The organism is Chthoniobacterales bacterium (assembly GCA_039930045.1).
GTDB lineage: Bacteria > Verrucomicrobiota > Verrucomicrobiia > Chthoniobacterales > DASVRZ01 > DASVRZ01.
This window is the reverse complement of sequence record JBDSQB010000016.1, coordinates 204,586-219,947: the sequence shown is the minus strand read 5'-3', so window position 1 is coordinate 219,947 and position 15,362 is coordinate 204,586. Positions and strand designations below refer to the sequence as shown.

General features: G+C 56.7%; 15 protein-coding genes. 3 read left to right on the top strand and 12 right to left on the bottom strand.

Features of this window, described 5'->3' with window-relative positions; translation table 11 throughout:
• Positions 1–17: 17 nt before the first annotated feature.
• The 4 genes from ABIT76_12515 to ABIT76_12500 are packed head-to-tail and all read right to left on the bottom strand — an operon-like array spanning position 18 to position 4,589.
• Positions 18–893 carry a glycosyltransferase family 2 protein gene (locus tag ABIT76_12515; protein ID MEO7933970.1) on the bottom strand — a complete coding sequence of 292 codons (876 nt, stop codon included), beginning with the start codon at positions 891–893 and terminating at the stop codon, positions 18–20.
• Positions 890–1,312 carry a GtrA family protein gene (locus ABIT76_12510; GenBank protein ID MEO7933969.1) on the bottom strand — a complete coding sequence of 141 codons (423 nt, stop codon included), beginning with the start codon at positions 1,310–1,312 and terminating at the stop codon, positions 890–892. The genes ABIT76_12515 and ABIT76_12510 overlap by 4 nt, the downstream gene beginning before the upstream one ends.
• Positions 1,312–2,817 (bottom strand): hypothetical protein, encoded by a 1,506-nt coding sequence (locus ABIT76_12505; GenBank protein ID MEO7933968.1) that lies wholly within the window; start codon positions 2,815–2,817, stop codon positions 1,312–1,314. Before ABIT76_12505 ends, ABIT76_12510 begins: the two co-directional genes overlap by 1 nt.
• Positions 2,814–4,589, bottom strand: a complete 1,776-nt coding sequence (locus tag ABIT76_12500; GenBank protein ID MEO7933967.1) for a hypothetical protein — start codon at positions 4,587–4,589, stop codon at positions 2,814–2,816. The genes ABIT76_12505 and ABIT76_12500 overlap by 4 nt, the downstream gene beginning before the upstream one ends.
• Positions 4,590–4,689: 100 nt before the next feature.
• Here ABIT76_12500 and ABIT76_12495 point away from each other — a divergent pair, with 100 nt between their 5' ends.
• From ABIT76_12495 to ABIT76_12485, 3 genes are read left to right on the top strand one after another with little or no spacing between them, the layout of a single operon-like run.
• A complete protein-coding gene (locus ABIT76_12495; GenBank protein ID MEO7933966.1) occupies positions 4,690–6,198 on the top strand; it encodes a phospholipid carrier-dependent glycosyltransferase in 1,509 nt (502 codons plus the stop codon).
• A complete protein-coding gene (locus ABIT76_12490) occupies positions 6,195–7,244 on the top strand; it encodes a hypothetical protein (protein ID MEO7933965.1) in 1,050 nt (349 codons plus the stop codon). Before ABIT76_12495 ends, ABIT76_12490 begins: the two co-directional genes overlap by 4 nt.
• A complete protein-coding gene (locus ABIT76_12485) occupies positions 7,241–8,656 on the top strand; it encodes an MBOAT family O-acyltransferase (GenBank protein ID MEO7933964.1) in 1,416 nt (471 codons plus the stop codon). Before ABIT76_12490 ends, ABIT76_12485 begins: the two co-directional genes overlap by 4 nt.
• On the opposite strand, the gene ABIT76_12480 is transcribed toward ABIT76_12485, so the two are convergent.
• The 8 genes from ABIT76_12480 to ABIT76_12445 form a co-directional block, all read right to left on the bottom strand.
• On the bottom strand, positions 8,637–10,136 hold the full coding sequence (locus tag ABIT76_12480; GenBank protein ID MEO7933963.1) for a glycosyltransferase family 39 protein: 1,500 nt from the start codon (positions 10,134–10,136) through the stop codon (positions 8,637–8,639). The genes ABIT76_12485 and ABIT76_12480 overlap by 20 nt on opposite strands.
• Positions 10,133–11,014 carry a hypothetical protein gene (locus ABIT76_12475; protein MEO7933962.1) on the bottom strand — a complete coding sequence of 294 codons (882 nt, stop codon included), beginning with the start codon at positions 11,012–11,014 and terminating at the stop codon, positions 10,133–10,135. Before ABIT76_12475 ends, ABIT76_12480 begins: the two co-directional genes overlap by 4 nt.
• Positions 11,011–11,487 (bottom strand): hypothetical protein, encoded by a 477-nt coding sequence (locus ABIT76_12470; GenBank protein MEO7933961.1) that lies wholly within the window; start codon positions 11,485–11,487, stop codon positions 11,011–11,013. Before ABIT76_12470 ends, ABIT76_12475 begins: the two co-directional genes overlap by 4 nt.
• A 2-nt stretch (positions 11,488–11,489) precedes the next feature.
• The gene (locus tag ABIT76_12465; GenBank protein ID MEO7933960.1) at positions 11,490–11,825 is read right to left on the bottom strand and encodes a glutaredoxin; all 336 of its coding nucleotides are present in this window, start codon (positions 11,823–11,825) and stop codon (positions 11,490–11,492) included.
• Between the two features lie 76 nt (positions 11,826–11,901).
• Complete coding sequence (locus ABIT76_12460) at positions 11,902–13,200, bottom strand: hypothetical protein (protein ID MEO7933959.1); 1,299 nt, start codon at positions 13,198–13,200, stop codon at positions 11,902–11,904.
• A gap of 29 nt (positions 13,201–13,229) precedes the next feature.
• Complete coding sequence (locus tag ABIT76_12455; protein ID MEO7933958.1) at positions 13,230–13,979, bottom strand: zinc ribbon domain-containing protein; 750 nt, start codon at positions 13,977–13,979, stop codon at positions 13,230–13,232.
• Between the two features lie 9 nt (positions 13,980–13,988).
• On the bottom strand, positions 13,989–14,336 hold the full coding sequence (locus tag ABIT76_12450) for an FmdB family zinc ribbon protein (GenBank protein MEO7933957.1): 348 nt from the start codon (positions 14,334–14,336) through the stop codon (positions 13,989–13,991).
• Positions 14,337–14,407: 71 nt separating this feature from the next.
• Positions 14,408–15,346 (bottom strand): biotin/lipoyl-binding protein, encoded by a 939-nt coding sequence (locus tag ABIT76_12445; GenBank protein MEO7933956.1) that lies wholly within the window; start codon positions 15,344–15,346, stop codon positions 14,408–14,410.
• Positions 15,347–15,362: the final 16 nt, after the last annotated feature.

Genomic DNA, 15,362 nt, shown 5'->3' with positions numbered 1-15,362 from the left:
GAGAATGACGTGTCGAGTTACATTTTCATCCGCTGATCGACCAGATCGGCGAGCAGTCCGATGAAGAGCATTTGAATACCGGTCAGCACGAGACTGACCCCGAGCAAGCCGAGATGTCCCTGGTGATTGTAGTCGATGACGCTCTTGATGAGGCCCAGAAGAATGAGCAGCGACGACGGGGGAATGAAGACGTTCAGCGGCTTGAAGTAGGCGCAGATACGAATGATGAGCAGGGTGAAATTTACGAAGTCGTGAATGGGCCGGATGCTGCTTTTGCCGATGCGTTTCAGGTAATTGATCGGGAGAAATTTCACCCGATAACGATTGGTGAGCATCGCGAGTGTGATCGTGGTCGTGAACGAAAACCCGTCCGGGTAAAGCGAGAAAAACTTCATCGCGATTTCCTTGCGGAAGAGGCGGAGACCGGAGTTGAGATCGGGGATTTTCCGCTGGCTGAGATATTCCGCCAGCCGGGTGATGATCCATTTCGCGGGACGCCGCAAGAGTGGGACCTGGACGATTTCCCCCGTTCTCGCCCCGACGACCATGTCGTAACCGTCGCTCTCCTCGAGCAGCCGGGGAATCTGGTCGATGGGATAGGTGCCGTCGGCGTCGATGATCAAGATCCAGTCGTGACTCGCCTCGCGCAGGCCGTCCTTGAGCGATGCGCCGTAACCGTGATTGGTCTCATGATTGATCACGCGAACGGGCAGCCGCGCCGCCACCTCCGCCGTGCCGTCGCTCGAGCCATCGTTGATGACGATGATCTCCAGATTCGCCAGCAAATGCGCGTGGGCCGAGACAGCGGCGACGGTTTCCGGCAGGGCATCGACTTCGTTGTAAGCCGGAATGAGGACGGTGACGGAAAGCTGGGAAAGAGGCGTGGTGTTCACAAGGTCGGCAGTTCGTTGGTGGTCGGGCGATGAGGAAAGACCCAACTGTGGTAGAGGACAAACTTAAAAAGCGCGATGACAAAACCCACCACAAAAATGGCGGCGGCAACGACGAGATGCGCTTTCAACCAGCCGACGAGGAGGAAATTGGCCGTCCAAGCCACGGCGGTCGCGGTCAGGTAACGCCAGGCGCAGTCGTGCCAGAGGCTGGTGGTGGGAAAATTCACCCGGTAATTCCAGAAGAACATCAGCAGCGTGACGAATGTGAGACTAACGGCGTAGGCCGGGTTGTGAGTCCAATGGAACTCGAGTGTGAGCAGTTTGTAGGGTATCAGGTTGAGCAGAAAACTGACCAGGCCGCCGACAACGAAGAAGAACAACCGACGCAAAAGTGCTGGTGAGATGAGTTTAGAGACCATTACCGGGGATGAAAATTTTTCCCGATCCGCCAGAGCACGAGGATGCCCAGGAAAATGCCGAGGATGAAGAAGTATTCGGACGGAAGCCGGTAGCGTTGCACGGCGCGGCCGACCCCAAACGTGAGGCCGAGATAGGCTGCATTCAGCGAAAGCAGTGGGATAAGTCCACTGCCGAGCCGCAGCGCAAACCAGCCGACGATTCCGACCAGAAACAGCACCAGCGGCACGACCGAGCTGGGCGCGGGAAGAGTCGGAGAGGACTTCAAATGATACAGCATGAAATGTTTTTCCAGCCACGGAAAGACGCGGATGTAGAGCTGCCCGAGTGAGCCGGGTTGCACTCGATCGTCGAGGATGCGGCGGATACCTTCCGGCGTGGTGGCGCTGGAATCTCGCAAAAACCAAGCGGCGAAATCCGGCGCGATCCGGGTGTTGCCCTCGCTCAGAAATTTGGAGTGAATGCTGTTGAAGCGAGCCGGGCGGATGCGGAGAGATTTTACGTCGTTGGCCAACACAGAGTAGATCTTCAGCATCGCAATCTGGAAGCAGCCAAAGGGATGATGCATAATCGCCTCGCGAGCCAGGTCGTGGCGGACCACGGCGAATGTCTTCTTGTCGAGAGCGGCAAATTTCGGCCCGAGCGTGTGTTCAGGGTTTTGGCCCAGCGTCATTACGAAGACTTCTTTTTGCCCGGTGCGCACGAACTGCCAGAGATTGGCGCGACCGGCCTCGATCAGCGGCGCAATCTCAGGTTTGAGTTCGGCATGTTTCCCGCCAGTCGTTGGAATGAAAGGAAAAACGGAGCCGAAAAGGAGGTCATCGCCTTGCTTTACTTTGGTCAGCGAGATCGCCGGAAAAATGAAAATCAACGCCACCAGGAAATGGAACCCGCGTTGTTTCCAAGGCAGCCCCGATGCCAGTAAAATGACCGGCAGAAAGCCCGCCCAGAGCGCGCGACCGACCGGGCGCACGGACATCGAGAGAAAGATCAAACCGAGAACCAGCGCGCCTATTTTCCAACTTGGTTTTTGCCAGTAAACCAGCGCCGCCCAGCCAATGGCGAGCCCGAGGGTGACGAGCAGCGAATCGGCAATCAGGATGTGTTCCCAGAACGCCAGCAGAGGATCGAGCGCAAAGACGACCGTGATCGGAACTACGAACCAACGCCATTCGGGGATCAGCCGTCGCACGATAGCTGCGAGCGGAAAAATCGCGATCCAGCCGACAAAATGCTGGATCAGAGCCGCCGTGAAGCCGGGGCTGAGCGGGCCAAACGGCGAGAGCAATTGCAGGGCCGGATAACCCCAGGAGCGTTTCGAGGCGACGTCGAATCCGCCGTGATGAAAGAAGCTGTAAACGCCGCGCCAATAGCCTTCGGAGTCGGGTCCAAAATAAAATCCGTCGCGCCAGCCTGCCAGCAGCGTGCAGCGAATCACCGCGCTCAGAATCAGTGCCGGCAGGCAGAGCAGCAGCCAGAGGCGAGTTGCATCTTTATCGGAATTCATTTGCCGGGAACGGCCCAGATTCGCAGGACATTGGCGGGTGGATTGAGCCGCAACCGCAGCGAAACGGGCGGCTTGCCAATGCCCGTGATGGTGTAAAGCGTGCCGTTCTGCGACGGAAAACTCTGGATTTTTTTGGCGAGGTTTCTCTCGTTTTCAAACTGCCATTCGCCAGCCTCGCGAGTTTTTTCGGTGAGAATGTTGATCGAATAAAGCGGCGGGCCGGGTTTGATTTTAATCTCGATTTGCCCCGGCTGGTTTTGCGTCCAAACGAGCAAATCGTTATTCGGAGGCACGAAGGAAACAGCCTGATAGCCACCCTTCGCCTGCTTCACCCGCAACTCGATGGCGTCCGCGCTGACGCCGGTTGGAGCGAAGCGTTCCGTCGTGCGAAAGTCCGAGTCGAGCATGACAAGTTCCCCGCGTTTCCACGCTTCCGAGTCAAATGGAACTGGACTCACGTAACCCGCCGGGAGCGTGTGCTGGAGTTTGTCGGGTCGCTCGTTGACGTGCACCGCGACGCCCGCTGGGAAGATGGCGCGAATGATTTGAGCGGAACCGAGGTAGTTTTCCTTGGGAGTAAAATGGAAGTCGTTGGCGCGTGTCCAAGTGCTAAAAATCAGCGGCGCCACGCAGGCCAGCGCGAGCAGCGGACGCAGACTCGAAATGTGTTCCCACCGATAAATTCGTCCAGCCGCGAGCACGCCGGTGAAAAGCAATGGAATGGTGACGAAGTCCGTGGTGCGGAGGCGCGGCGTTTCGAGTTTGAGGCAAATCACGAGGAAAAGAAACGCGGCGACGACCAAAATTTGGAGTGGCTTGGCGGTGGAATCCGTTCGTGGCCAGAGGACAAATGGAGCGAACCCGGTTCCCATCAGAGCTGCGAAAACAACCCAGGGTTTTTGCTGCAATAAATAATAGCTGATGGTGGTGTAAACTGCGTTGAAATCGGGATACGACTCACCGTAAGTGTCCGCATATTTTCCCACCACGGCGGAGAGTTGGCTGAGCACTGGCGCATAAAGCAGGCCGATCGCGATGACCGTGGCGATGCCGAGCAGACACACCCGCCAGTCCCAAGTGCGCAGGAAAAGCAGCAAAATTAACACGCCGCCATAGAGGATGTAATGCGGCATCGTGTAAGTGCCGAGCGTCACGCAGACGCAGAGCCAGGCGGCGGGTTTCCAGCCGGGTTTTTCGAAATAACGATGCACGAGCAGACAGCCCGTCAGTGTGAAAAAAGCGAGCAGCCCATAGCCACGCGCTGCCAGATTCGTCTCCAGCATTTTCTGGCTGGTGGTCGAGAAAAAGAAAAATAACGCGCCTTCCAAAATCCATTGACGCCGGAGGAAAAATCGCAGCGCCAAGGTCAGCAACGCCGCAAAAGCCACGAACGACCAGAAGCGTCCGCGCCACGGCGTGTAATCCTTGGAATGCGGGGTCCAAGCGTTTAGGAGGTTGAAGAAAATGTGGTTTTTCGCCACGCCATAATGGGTCGCCACGTATTTGGCACCCTTGGAACTGAAAGTCTTGATCGTGCCCACCTCGTCGCCTTGCAGCGGATTCGTCACCATGATTTGCGCGATCTGGTACAGGTAAAAACAGCTCACCGCGACCAGTGCCAGCGCAGCCAGGATTTCCGCCCAGCGCATCCACGGCTTCGTCCAACGCGAGTTCCATTCGACTGCAAGCCGGGTCGTTTTTTTTCCGAGCGCATCGAGGGCGGCAACTGCGGCATCCAGTTTTTGGCCGACCAGCGGAAGAGACAAATTCATGAGTGAGCCGCTAAAAATGCCGTCTGCCACCCATTTTGACCAGCATATACCCACTCAGATTTGCGCTCGCCAAGAACCTGCGAAAAACTATTTTGAACGTGTGCTGCTCGAATCCACCTCCCCTGCTCGTCCGTCCTGGCGGCTGCTGATTTTCCTGGTTCTCGTCGGCCTCACCACACTCGTCGTCTGCACGCGGCACAATACTTTTCCCTACACTTATCACCCCGATGAGGACACCAAGGTGCGCCAGATCGTGTCGGGAAGACGTAATTTTTTCCACCCGCTGCTTCTCCTCACCACGACGAGCGCCGCGTATCATTCCGGGCTGATGGAAAAAAATCCGCTCAACGCTGCCATCGCCGGGCGCTGGGTTTCGGCGAGTTTTACCGCTTTGTCGGTCGTCGCGCTGACCATTCTCGCCGGGCGCTGGGGCGGCTGGGCTTCGGCCTGGGGCGCGGCGATCCTGCTCGTTTTGAATCCACTTGGATTCGAATTGGCTCATTATTTCAAGGAAGATGCGGCGCTGCTTTTCGGTCTCTCCGCGACGTTTCTGGCGCTGGATGTTTTTTGGAAAACACCGCGTCCCACCACAGCCGCATTGCTCGGCGTCGCCTCCGCTCTCGCCATTTCTGGCAAATATCTGGGAGCGATCATTTTGCTCTTTGTCCTCCCGCTCCTCATTCTGAAATCCCGCCAAAACAGTGCCCGGCTCCTCCTTTGGTTTCTCGGCGGATTGGTCATCACAATCATCATTGTCGATTGGCCATTGCTCCGACACTGGATCGATTTTAGTAACGGTTTGGGACGCGAAATGAACGGGGCCACCGGCGGACATCGCGGCCTCAGTCGCGACGTGCCGCACGCCTATTATCTGGCGAAACTGCACGAGATTACTCCCATCGGCATCTGGGCTGGCTTGGGGCTGACTTCCATTGCGATGTTAGTCGCCTGGAAAAAAAGCACGGCCACCCAGCTTCTCACACTGCTTTTTCCGTTCTTTTTTCTCGCGCTGCTTTCGTTTTCGCCAAAGACCGCCACACGTTACGTCCTTCCCGCGACGACCTTGTTTTCATTCCTCGCTGGCCTCGCTCCCGGCCTGATCATGCGCCAATCATGGCAGATAAAAACCCGGCTTATTTTCGCGCTGATCGCCCTCGTCGCCGTCATGGCAGGGGCCGTTGCCAGCTTTTCGGTCTGGCAACATCTTTACGCTGACTTCTCCACCGACGCGCGCGGCGGTTTGCGCCAATGGATCGACCAAAAAACCACTCCCGCCGCCATCATTGCGCAGGATGAGCGCGTCGATCTTCTCTCCGATCCTCATTGGAAAAATCGCCAGATTCTCAACTCCGAATTCGTCGCCGATCTCGGGTCGCTCGACACACTCAGAAAACAAAACGTCCGCTACGTCGCCGTCACCCGCCAGACCTACAATCGTTTCTTCAACGGACTTAAACCCAACTCAGAAAAACAAGCCGAGTTCGAGCGGCGCGCCTCCTTTTATCGGGAACTTTTCGCCACCGGAAACCCCGTTTGGGAAAGTCCCGTCGGCGAAATCATTTACCTTCACCCCGGCATTCGCCTCTATCAGATCGCTCCAGATCAATGAGAGTCCGCTCTTTTTGGCAGCTCGTCGCCTTTCTTATTTTGGTGCCGCTGGGCGGACTCGCCATGTTTCGGCAGTTCGCCAACAAACGCAATCTCGCCTCCGAAAATGTCGTCTCCGACAAGCTGGCGGAACAAATCGCCGACCTCAAAAACGCGCACCCAGATTACATCGTCGTCGGCGATTCCATGCTCACGACGAGGATGGACCCCGAGCCGATCTCGCAACTGAGCGGACGACGATTTTTCTTCTACGCACGCGGCGGAGCAAGTTCGGCGGCGTGGTATCTTTATTTCAAAAACGTGATTGTTAGATCGGGCGTCAAACCGCGAGCCGTCATTTTCATTTTCCGAAATCAGTATCTCACCTGGCCGCGTTTTCGCGTCGATGGTTTGTATCAAGCCAACCTCGATCGCGTGCGCTTGGGCGAAGACAAACTCGTCACTAAACTGCTCCTGCCCGACCCGCCGAAACCATGGGATGCAATCGCCTGGACCCGCCGCTGGCTGGTCGAACCCAACGGGCTTTTTTATTCCAAAAATGCCTCGGCGCAGTTTCACGCCCGACTCGAAAATCTAGCACTCGACTTCACCGCCTTTGGTGAAAAAAAAGACGACCGAAAGGCCGTCATGGAGAAGCGTTTCAATCTGACTTCGCTGCGCTCCGATCTCGCCGCAGAACTGCCTGCGGAAGATTCCTCCGTGGATAATTCGGAGGATGGGCGCCCACGAATTTTCGATCCGTCGCCGGAAAAATCCTTTCTCCCGCATATCGTAGATCTCGCAGATAAGAATGGAACTCCGCTGGTTTTTTTTCGGGTGAAATGCCGGCCCGGTCCTAACAACATCACTCCGCAATCCGAGGAGATGACGGCTTACATTGCGAACCTGCGAAAGTGGATGGCGAGCCGGCATTGCGTGTTCTTCGATGAAACGAACGACGCCTCGATCACTCTGTCGATGTATCAGGACGGCGACCACCTTTCCGAGACAGCCAAGCCGTGGTGGACGAACTATTTCTGGCAGCGGATGCAGCCTCTTCTGCCATGATTTTTCACAGCATCGACTTCCTCGTTTTCTTCGTCGTTGTCTTCGGCATTTACTGGATGCTGGGACGGAAATTGCAGAACGCGTTTCTCATCGCGGTGAGTTATTTCTTCTACGGCTACATTACGCATTGGTGGGTGATTTTGTTAGTCATCACGACCTTTCTGGATTTCTTCGCGGCCCGCGCCATCGAAGATCATCCGGCTCGCAAAAAATGGTTTCTCGGGCTCATTCTCACCGCCAACTTCGGTCTGCTGGCCTCGCTTAAGTATTGCAATTTCTTCGTCGAAAACCTCGGGAGTTTGATCCATATCGCCGGCCTCGATTGGACCGCTCCGCACTGGCAGGTGCTGCTGCCGGTGGGAATTTCTTTCTACACATTTCAGAGTTGCTCGTATGTCGTCGATGTCTATCGCGGCCAGATCAGGGCCTGTCGCAGGCTGCTCGATTACGCGAGTTACCTCTGCTTTTTTCCCCAGCTTGTCGCGGGTCCGATCGAGCGCGCCGGGCACATGCTGGTGCAGTTTGAAAAACAACGCCGCTTCGATTGGATTGAAGCTCGCAACGGACTTTTTCTCATCATCTGGGGCCTCTTCAAAAAGCGCGTCATCGCCGACAATGTGGCGATTTATTGCAACAAAGCCTTCGCCCTCAGCGATCCGAGTTTCCCTTTAGTCTGGGCGGGAACGCTCTGTTTTTGCGTGCAGATTTACGCCGACTTTTCGGCTTACACCGACATCGCGCGCGGCGTGGCGAAGCTGCTGGGATTCGATCTGATGCTGAATTTCAATCACCCCTACGCCGCCACCAGTCCGGGTGATTTCTGGCATCGCTGGCACATTTCCCTGAGCAAATGGTTTCGCGATTACGTCTTTATTCCGCTCGGTGGTTCGCGCTGCCGGGAATCAAAAATTGTAAGAAATTTGCTCATCACCTTCCTGCTTTCCGGCCTCTGGCACGGCGCGAGTTGGAACTTTATCCTGTGGGGTGCCTGGCATGGACTGGCGCTCGTTGTCTGGCGCTGGATCGATCTCGCCGCCCCGCGTTGGGCAAAAGCGACCGGCAGTTTTACAATCGCCTCCAAGTGGCTTCTAACCTTTCTCATCGTCAACATTGGCTGGCTACTTTTCCGCGAACAAAACACCGCCCGACTTTGGCAGCATCTGCAACAATCTCCCTGGAAAGCCACCGTCGATGACTGGCGAATCGGCGGCTTTTTTGCAATGGCGGCGATTCTGTTTGGAGTGCCGCTAATCGTTCACGCCTTGTTGGAAAAACGCATCAAGATATGGCTGCCACAATCTTCCACATGGCCAGTCTGGGCGGGTCAGACGGCACTCGCGATTCTGCTGTTGGCTTTGACTTTGATCGCGTCGAACAACATCACGAGCGACTTTATTTATTTTCAGTTCTAGCCGGCTCGTAACGATAGACTTCCAGCCCCGGATGCAGGTAGAGCACGGTGGAGCGCGGACGACTCCAGAGCGGTGGCTGTTCGCGCAATTTTTGGTAGAACGCCGTGCGGCGCTCGAATTCGGATGACTGACCTTTTTTGGCCTTCAATGAGGTTAGAAAGAATCGGCCGTAAGCCGATTCGGTGATGATGAGATAGCGAATTTTTTCGCGCTCGAAATACTCCGGCGTGCCAAGATCGGCGGCGTAAAATTTCCTCAGCAAGCGATGCGGCAAAGGATGCGCCAGATCGTGATACACCTCGATGTCGGGCAGGTTCACTTTGGTGTCGTAGCCGATGGTTTCTGTGGCCGGAATGTGTTCGTCGATCCACGCGACCAGCTCGACTCGATCATCCACAGCAAAAGCGGCGAGATAAGTTTGCGTCTTCTGGATTTCCCAGCCAACCGCTGCGATGACGAGCAGATAGGGCAGCCAGCGCAGCTTGGGATTTTCCTTCCATTCCGCCGCGAGAAAAGCGAATCCAGCGGCGGCCAGGATGGCAATCAAACCCGTCAGCGGCAGGAAGTAGCGGTCATTCGTTTTGGGCGAAAACGAAAGCAGAATCATCCAGCCAAGCAGCGTTCCCAACAGGCACCAGGTGAGGAAGCGATCCGCTGGTTTGCGCCGAAACAAATGGAACCCAAATGCGGCCAGCAAGAGCCAGATCAAAGGCGTGGTGTTATCGACGAAAATATTCAGGTAAAGCGAATGCGGCACCGAGCGAGTGACATCTTTTTCACCGCTCACGGCCCAGTTCATTTCCTTCCCGAAGCTGGCTTCGAAAATATCCAGCCTGAAGAAAATCGGGAGGTTGATGAGGACAAAACCGCCAATGACCAGCGCCAGCAAAATGCCAATTTGTGCGAGCTTTTTTCGGTCGGGAATGGGACGGCACCAGACTAGCACCAGCGCGGGCAGGATCAGAATGGCTCCGAGATATTTGGCCGATGCCGCGAGGGCCAGGCTCACGGCCAGCAGCACGAGCTTAGTCCAAGTTGGGCGCTGATAAAACGCCACTGCCGCCCACGCAAAAAGCCCAACTCCGGCATAGAGCGCAGGGTCTTCCTTGAAGTAGTGCGCCAGCTCGAAGACTTGCTGATGGGAGGTTAGGAACGCACCCGCAGCGACTCCGGCCAGTGGTCCGCGCCAGCGCCACGCGGCGAGCATAAAAGCCAAAGTCCCGATCACGCAAAAGACCGCCGACGTCTCACGTCCGAGTTCCACCACTCTCTGTCGATCTGCGGGACTTCCCTGCGCTTTCCAGGCGAGTTCCACCACATTCAGCATGAGGAGCGGATGATTGAAATTCCGCTCGCCGCTGAGAATCTGGTCCACCTTTTTTACCTCATCGGGATGGTAGTAAAATGGGAAATGATTCTGCCGTGTGTTCAGCCAGAGACCGACGACGGCAAAGAGCAGCAGCCACCAGCCGCGTTTCATGAGAGCTCGGGCAGGCTTTTGCGCCCGGTGCCCCAGCGCCAAGCCTGATACAACAACCACGGGACATTGATCAAAAAGATGAGCACGATCCAGACGTGGTTCTTAAAATCGATGTTCATCAGGAAGCTGATCGACTCGTGGAAAATGAGGATGATCGCTCCCATCGCGAGCGCCCAGCGGCGGTTGATAAGCAGGAGAAATGCGAACAATTCCAAGAGCAGGCCGCCGCTGAAAAAGACGCGGGCCAGATTCGGATGGCTCGCGACCCAATAGGGAAACTCCGCCACCCAGCCGGTCGCCATCGGCTCAAGATCGGTGTAATACGCCTGCAAGTTCGACTTGATGATTTGCAGCGCGAGATACGGCACGCGGGCGACCCAGAAGACGTTGCTGGCGAAAAGTTTTACGAAGGCCGACGACACGTAGCTGGCCGCGATGACGATCTTGACCCAATGCATCGCTTGGATTTGCTTCTCGGACTGAGCCCATTTTTTCACCGCCGCGACGACCTGCACAATGAGCTGGGTCAGCATCACGAGCGTGAGAAGTTGCAACGAATGGTTGATCGCGCCTTGGGAGTTAATCAGCGTCCCTTTGGCAATCATAATGCCCGTGATAATGGCCAGTGCCGGGATGGCAAGCCGGTCGATCACGTAGAAAAAACCGGCGACAAAAAACGCAATCATGACGCCGTTTTGCACCGCTGGATTGGCCAGAAATGTGAGGTTCATGAAATGCGCCAGTCCATTGGGAGTCGGCTGCACCGCGACGACCTGCCGCTCGATCAGACTCCAGCACGGCCAGAGCACAAACAGCCGCATGAAAAACGTCTCCCACGACGCATAGCGCACCACCGTATCGCGCAAGGCCAGTTTCATCTGGATGCCCCCACGAGTTCAGTGGACTGGCTGATGCCGGCCTTGGTCATCTCAAAAGAAATGCGATACAGCCGCAGCCCGTCCTCGCGCAATTTCTTTTCCATCGCCTCCCCGCGTGCTTGCGTCGGGAGAAATTCCACCATGTATTTTCCGGCCGCCTGCACGTCGGCGGGAGTGGCATCGCCATCGTCGCGACCGTTCTTTTTGCAGATGGCGATGAGGGCTTTGTTGTAGGCTTTTTTGACCTTTGACGCGTCCAGACGGAAGACCTTTTTGATCGCCAGCGGCTCGTCTTTCGCATCCGTCACATAGAGCACGGTCGTCTCTTTCGAGAAGCCGGAATACATCGGGAACGGCGAAAACGGAAACCGCTCTCCGATGAATTGCAGCGCAATGGCGATGACAAAAACCCAGACGAACGGCCAGTGCTTTACCCGGCTCCAGACTGATCCAAACTGTGACGACAGCGGCAAGGCTAGAACTTTACGTTCAGCATCGCGGCGTGCTGCTCATCGGTGCAGGGGGCGTTCGTCGGCACTCCAACGGGTGCGTTATTTTCGCCCACGAGTCCCTCTTGCAGGAGGTAACGCTCCACTTCCTCGCCGGAAATATCGGGGAGCATGACGCCGTTAATTTCGACGCATGGCGAGAGGGGCTGACCGCTCTTTTGCTCCATTTCCCAGCGAAAGGCGGGGTTCTTGATGATGTCTTTTTCGGTATAAGCGAGATTGTATTTGGCGAGGATGGCGCGAACGCCGCCGCTCCAGCCGCATTGAGTTTTGACGTAGGCAGTGATGACAGGAGTTTCCATGCGTGAAGGGTAGCACAGGAGCCGGTTTCGCCAAGTTTCTTTGTGCCGAGAGCTGCCCGGCCCGGATGAACTGCAGCTAGTTTTTTAACTCGGCTTCCATCGCATCGAGGTAGCGTCCGATGGGTTCCCGGCTCGGCGGACGCGCAGCGTGGAGCGTCTGCATGAGCCGGAAATAACCATCAAACTCGCCCGGCCCCTGCTGCGCGGCCTGCGTCGCCTCAAACCACGTTAGATAATCGCTCACGTCTTGCAGCCGCTGGTGGAGTTGCGCGCGAAGCTGCTGCAACTCGTCCAGTTTGCCCGCGAGATTTTTTAATTTGCCACGCTGCATTCGGTCGAGAACGTCCTGATAACCACTCACCACCGGTCGAAAAAGCGGGTGCGCGTGAATCGAGAGCCGGGCCAGATCGTTGCCTAACATCGCGAGCGCGGGACGACTTTCCGGGAGTTTGAGGAAGTCCTGGTATTCATCGAGCGTGAACTTTTTCGCCTCGCCATTCTGCGAAAAATTCACGACTAACATCTTTTCCAGCGCGTCGTTGGTGGCTTGACCCGACCAAGCCATGTAGCGATCGGAGGAAGACAATTTCGCGAGGCTGAGCGACCACCATTTGGGAAGATTCTTGCCGCCAGCGCCCATGTTAGGAAACGCCTTCGCCAGCCAGTCGATAGCTCCACTGGAATCCGTCGGAGCCTTCTGGAGAAACTCGGTGAGCTTCTTGTTTCCGCCGGGTTCATCCAGAAAATAATTCAGCAGCGAGCAGGCGTAGGCGCGGTAGATACCCAGCGAAGTCGTATCGAGTTTCGCCGGATCGACTTTCATCCAACTCACCAGATCGGGCACGCTCTTGCCGTTGAGCAGCCCGCGATACAGCGCTGCATCCGGCTCCCGCGTTTGTAGCCGGATTTTTTCGGAAAGTCCCTCCACCAACCATGCCGGAGCCTCGGAATACATCTGGCCGCCGACTGGTGGATTGTCGCGATATTTAATGGTTAGGAGAAGTGCACTAACAATGTGTTCCTGGAGGCGTTGCTCGCGCATGTCGTCATCGACGAGGATGTCGAGCTGCACGCGGGCACCGTTCGGCGCGTCGAGCCAGCGCATGTTCCAGGTGCTGGCGTTGTACTCGACAATTTTGCGCGGAGTGATGTTAACATCGATCTGCGTGGGAGCACCCAACTGGATGCCCAGCTCGGTGAAAAGTCCGCGTCTAACATCGTCGAAAGCACCCGCGAGATTTTGCCGCAGGCTGCGGTCGGCGCAGGTAACGGTGAACTGCTGCGAACCGCTCGTGCTGCGATTGCTCACCGCCAGCAGCGGCGATGTTAACAATGCTGCGAGGGCAATGGTTAGGAGATGGTGCCGCGTTGGCATTTGCAGAGGGGGAAAACTGCAGTTGCGATTTAACGCTTGGCCGTGCCGGGAGTCATGACGACCATTTTCGGAGTCACCTCGATGGATTTCATTTTGCTGGCGGCACTGGCTTCCTGCTTCATGTTTTTAATGTAATCGGCGAAGAGAAATTGATCGAGCTGGTCGTAGAGCAGACCCGGCAGAGACAGGCTGCCAATGTGGCCGGCGAGAGGCTGGAGTTCCAGTCCACTCGCGCCGACTGTGGGAACGTAGGTGCCGCCGATATAGACCGGCAGGGTGAAGAGGAGGTATTTTTTCGTGATCCGAAACGCGCCTGTCTGGAGATGAACAAACGACGCATCGTAGGTGATCGCCCAAGCCGGAATCTGGGGATTTTTCGGGGCCTTGATCCGGTTCTTTAGATATGCATTGAGCTGGCCCTCGCTGTAACCGAGGCGGCGCGGAGTCTCGGTGGCCTCTTCCATTTCCACGGAGAGCGACGGGGCGTCGATGATCTCGGCACCCATCTCCTTCTGGTCGGATGGAGCGTCGGCAGGTGGCCGCGCAGCTTGAATGAGGCACGCTGCGATGAAGGCAAAAAGGACGGTCTTGATGAAGGTTTTGACGACCTTCAACGTGCCAGCGTTTGCCCCGGCTACGCGTTGGGGTTTGACCACTTTCTGCGGCTTTTTCGCTTCCTCAACGAGGGTCGAGCGATCCAGGCGCGCGCCGCAGCTATGACAATAAACGCGCTGGGTTTCGTTTTCGTGACCGCATTCCTGACATTTGAGAGTGCTCATCGGTGTCTATTAGTCGGCTGCTGGTTTGGGGGTGGCGGGCTTCGGAGTTTCCGCTTTCGGAGCGGGTTTGCTTTCGCTTGCGGCAGGCGCGGGCGAGGAACCACTTTTGCCGCCGTCGCTCTTATCGCTCTTGGCACCCGCCTTGTAATTTTCACTCCGGTAGTCGGTGATGTAGAAGCCCGAGCCTTTGAAAATCAGCCCCGCGCCCGTGCCGATCTGGCGTTTCACCGTGCCCTCGCCCCACTCTTCCATCTGGCATTTTTCCTTCGGGCAAGTCTTAAAGGAATCGTCCTTCATCGATTGATAAGCGTCGAAATTTTTACCGCATTTCTCGCAGTGATACTCGTAGGTGGGCATGGTGGTGGCTGTTAATACCAGCAGTGCGCCACGAATGCAATCTTCGTGCCGCGCTCGCGCCCCGAGCCGAGTTACATCTTTTTCGCTACGTCGCCGTTGAGGAAGACATCCATCTGCTGGCCGACATAGACGGGGAAATCGGGGCGCTCGAAGCGGTAGATGATTTGCAGGACGCGGGTATCGACGCGCTCGCTGCTGAGGCCGGTGAGCGATTGCTTGGGCACGACATACGGCTCGATGCGGACGAAATGGAGCACGACTTTTTTCTCGCGCGAACCTTTCAGAAACGCCACGGCCTCGCTGCCGGGGACGACGTGCGAGGCGTAGTCTTCGTCCACGTCGGCGCGGAGTTGAAATTGATCCACGTCGCCCAGGAGCATCGCGGGCGTGTCGGAGTTGAGCACGGCTTGTTCTCCGGCGCGAATGTTCACCTGGAGGACGCGGCCATCGCGCGGTGCGAGGGTGGTCAGCCGCTCCAGAGTCACTTTCGCCCGACTGAGATCCGCTTCGGCTTGCTCCAGTTCGGCGCGGGCTTTTCCGAGATTGGCCGACGCCTGGCGCGCGGCAAAATCGGCCCGCGTCCGCTCGTCCTCGCTGGAGACCTGACTCTTCGACAACTTCTCGATTCGTCGCAACGTGTCGTTTTTATCCGCCAGCGCGACCTCGGCCAAGGCGATGGAACTCCGCAACACGCCGACCTGCGCCTGCTGGCTGACGATGGCCGCTTTGGCATCGCGGGCGTCGAGAGAAAACAGGACGTCGCCCTTTTTTGCCATGTCGCCGACCGTCACGTTGACTTCGGAAACCAAGCCCGCACTGGTTGGCGCGACGCGGACGTTTTCATTGACCGACTCGACGAGTCCGCTCGCTCCCAGCGAATTGGCAAAGGGCGCGGACGTCGGCTGGGCCAGCGGCGCGACCTTCGGATCGGGTCGGCGCAGTTTCGAGACCAGCAGAAAGGCCATCACCACTCCGATGACAGCCAGGTAAAACGTGGGTTTGCGGAACATAGAATTGGAACTCAGA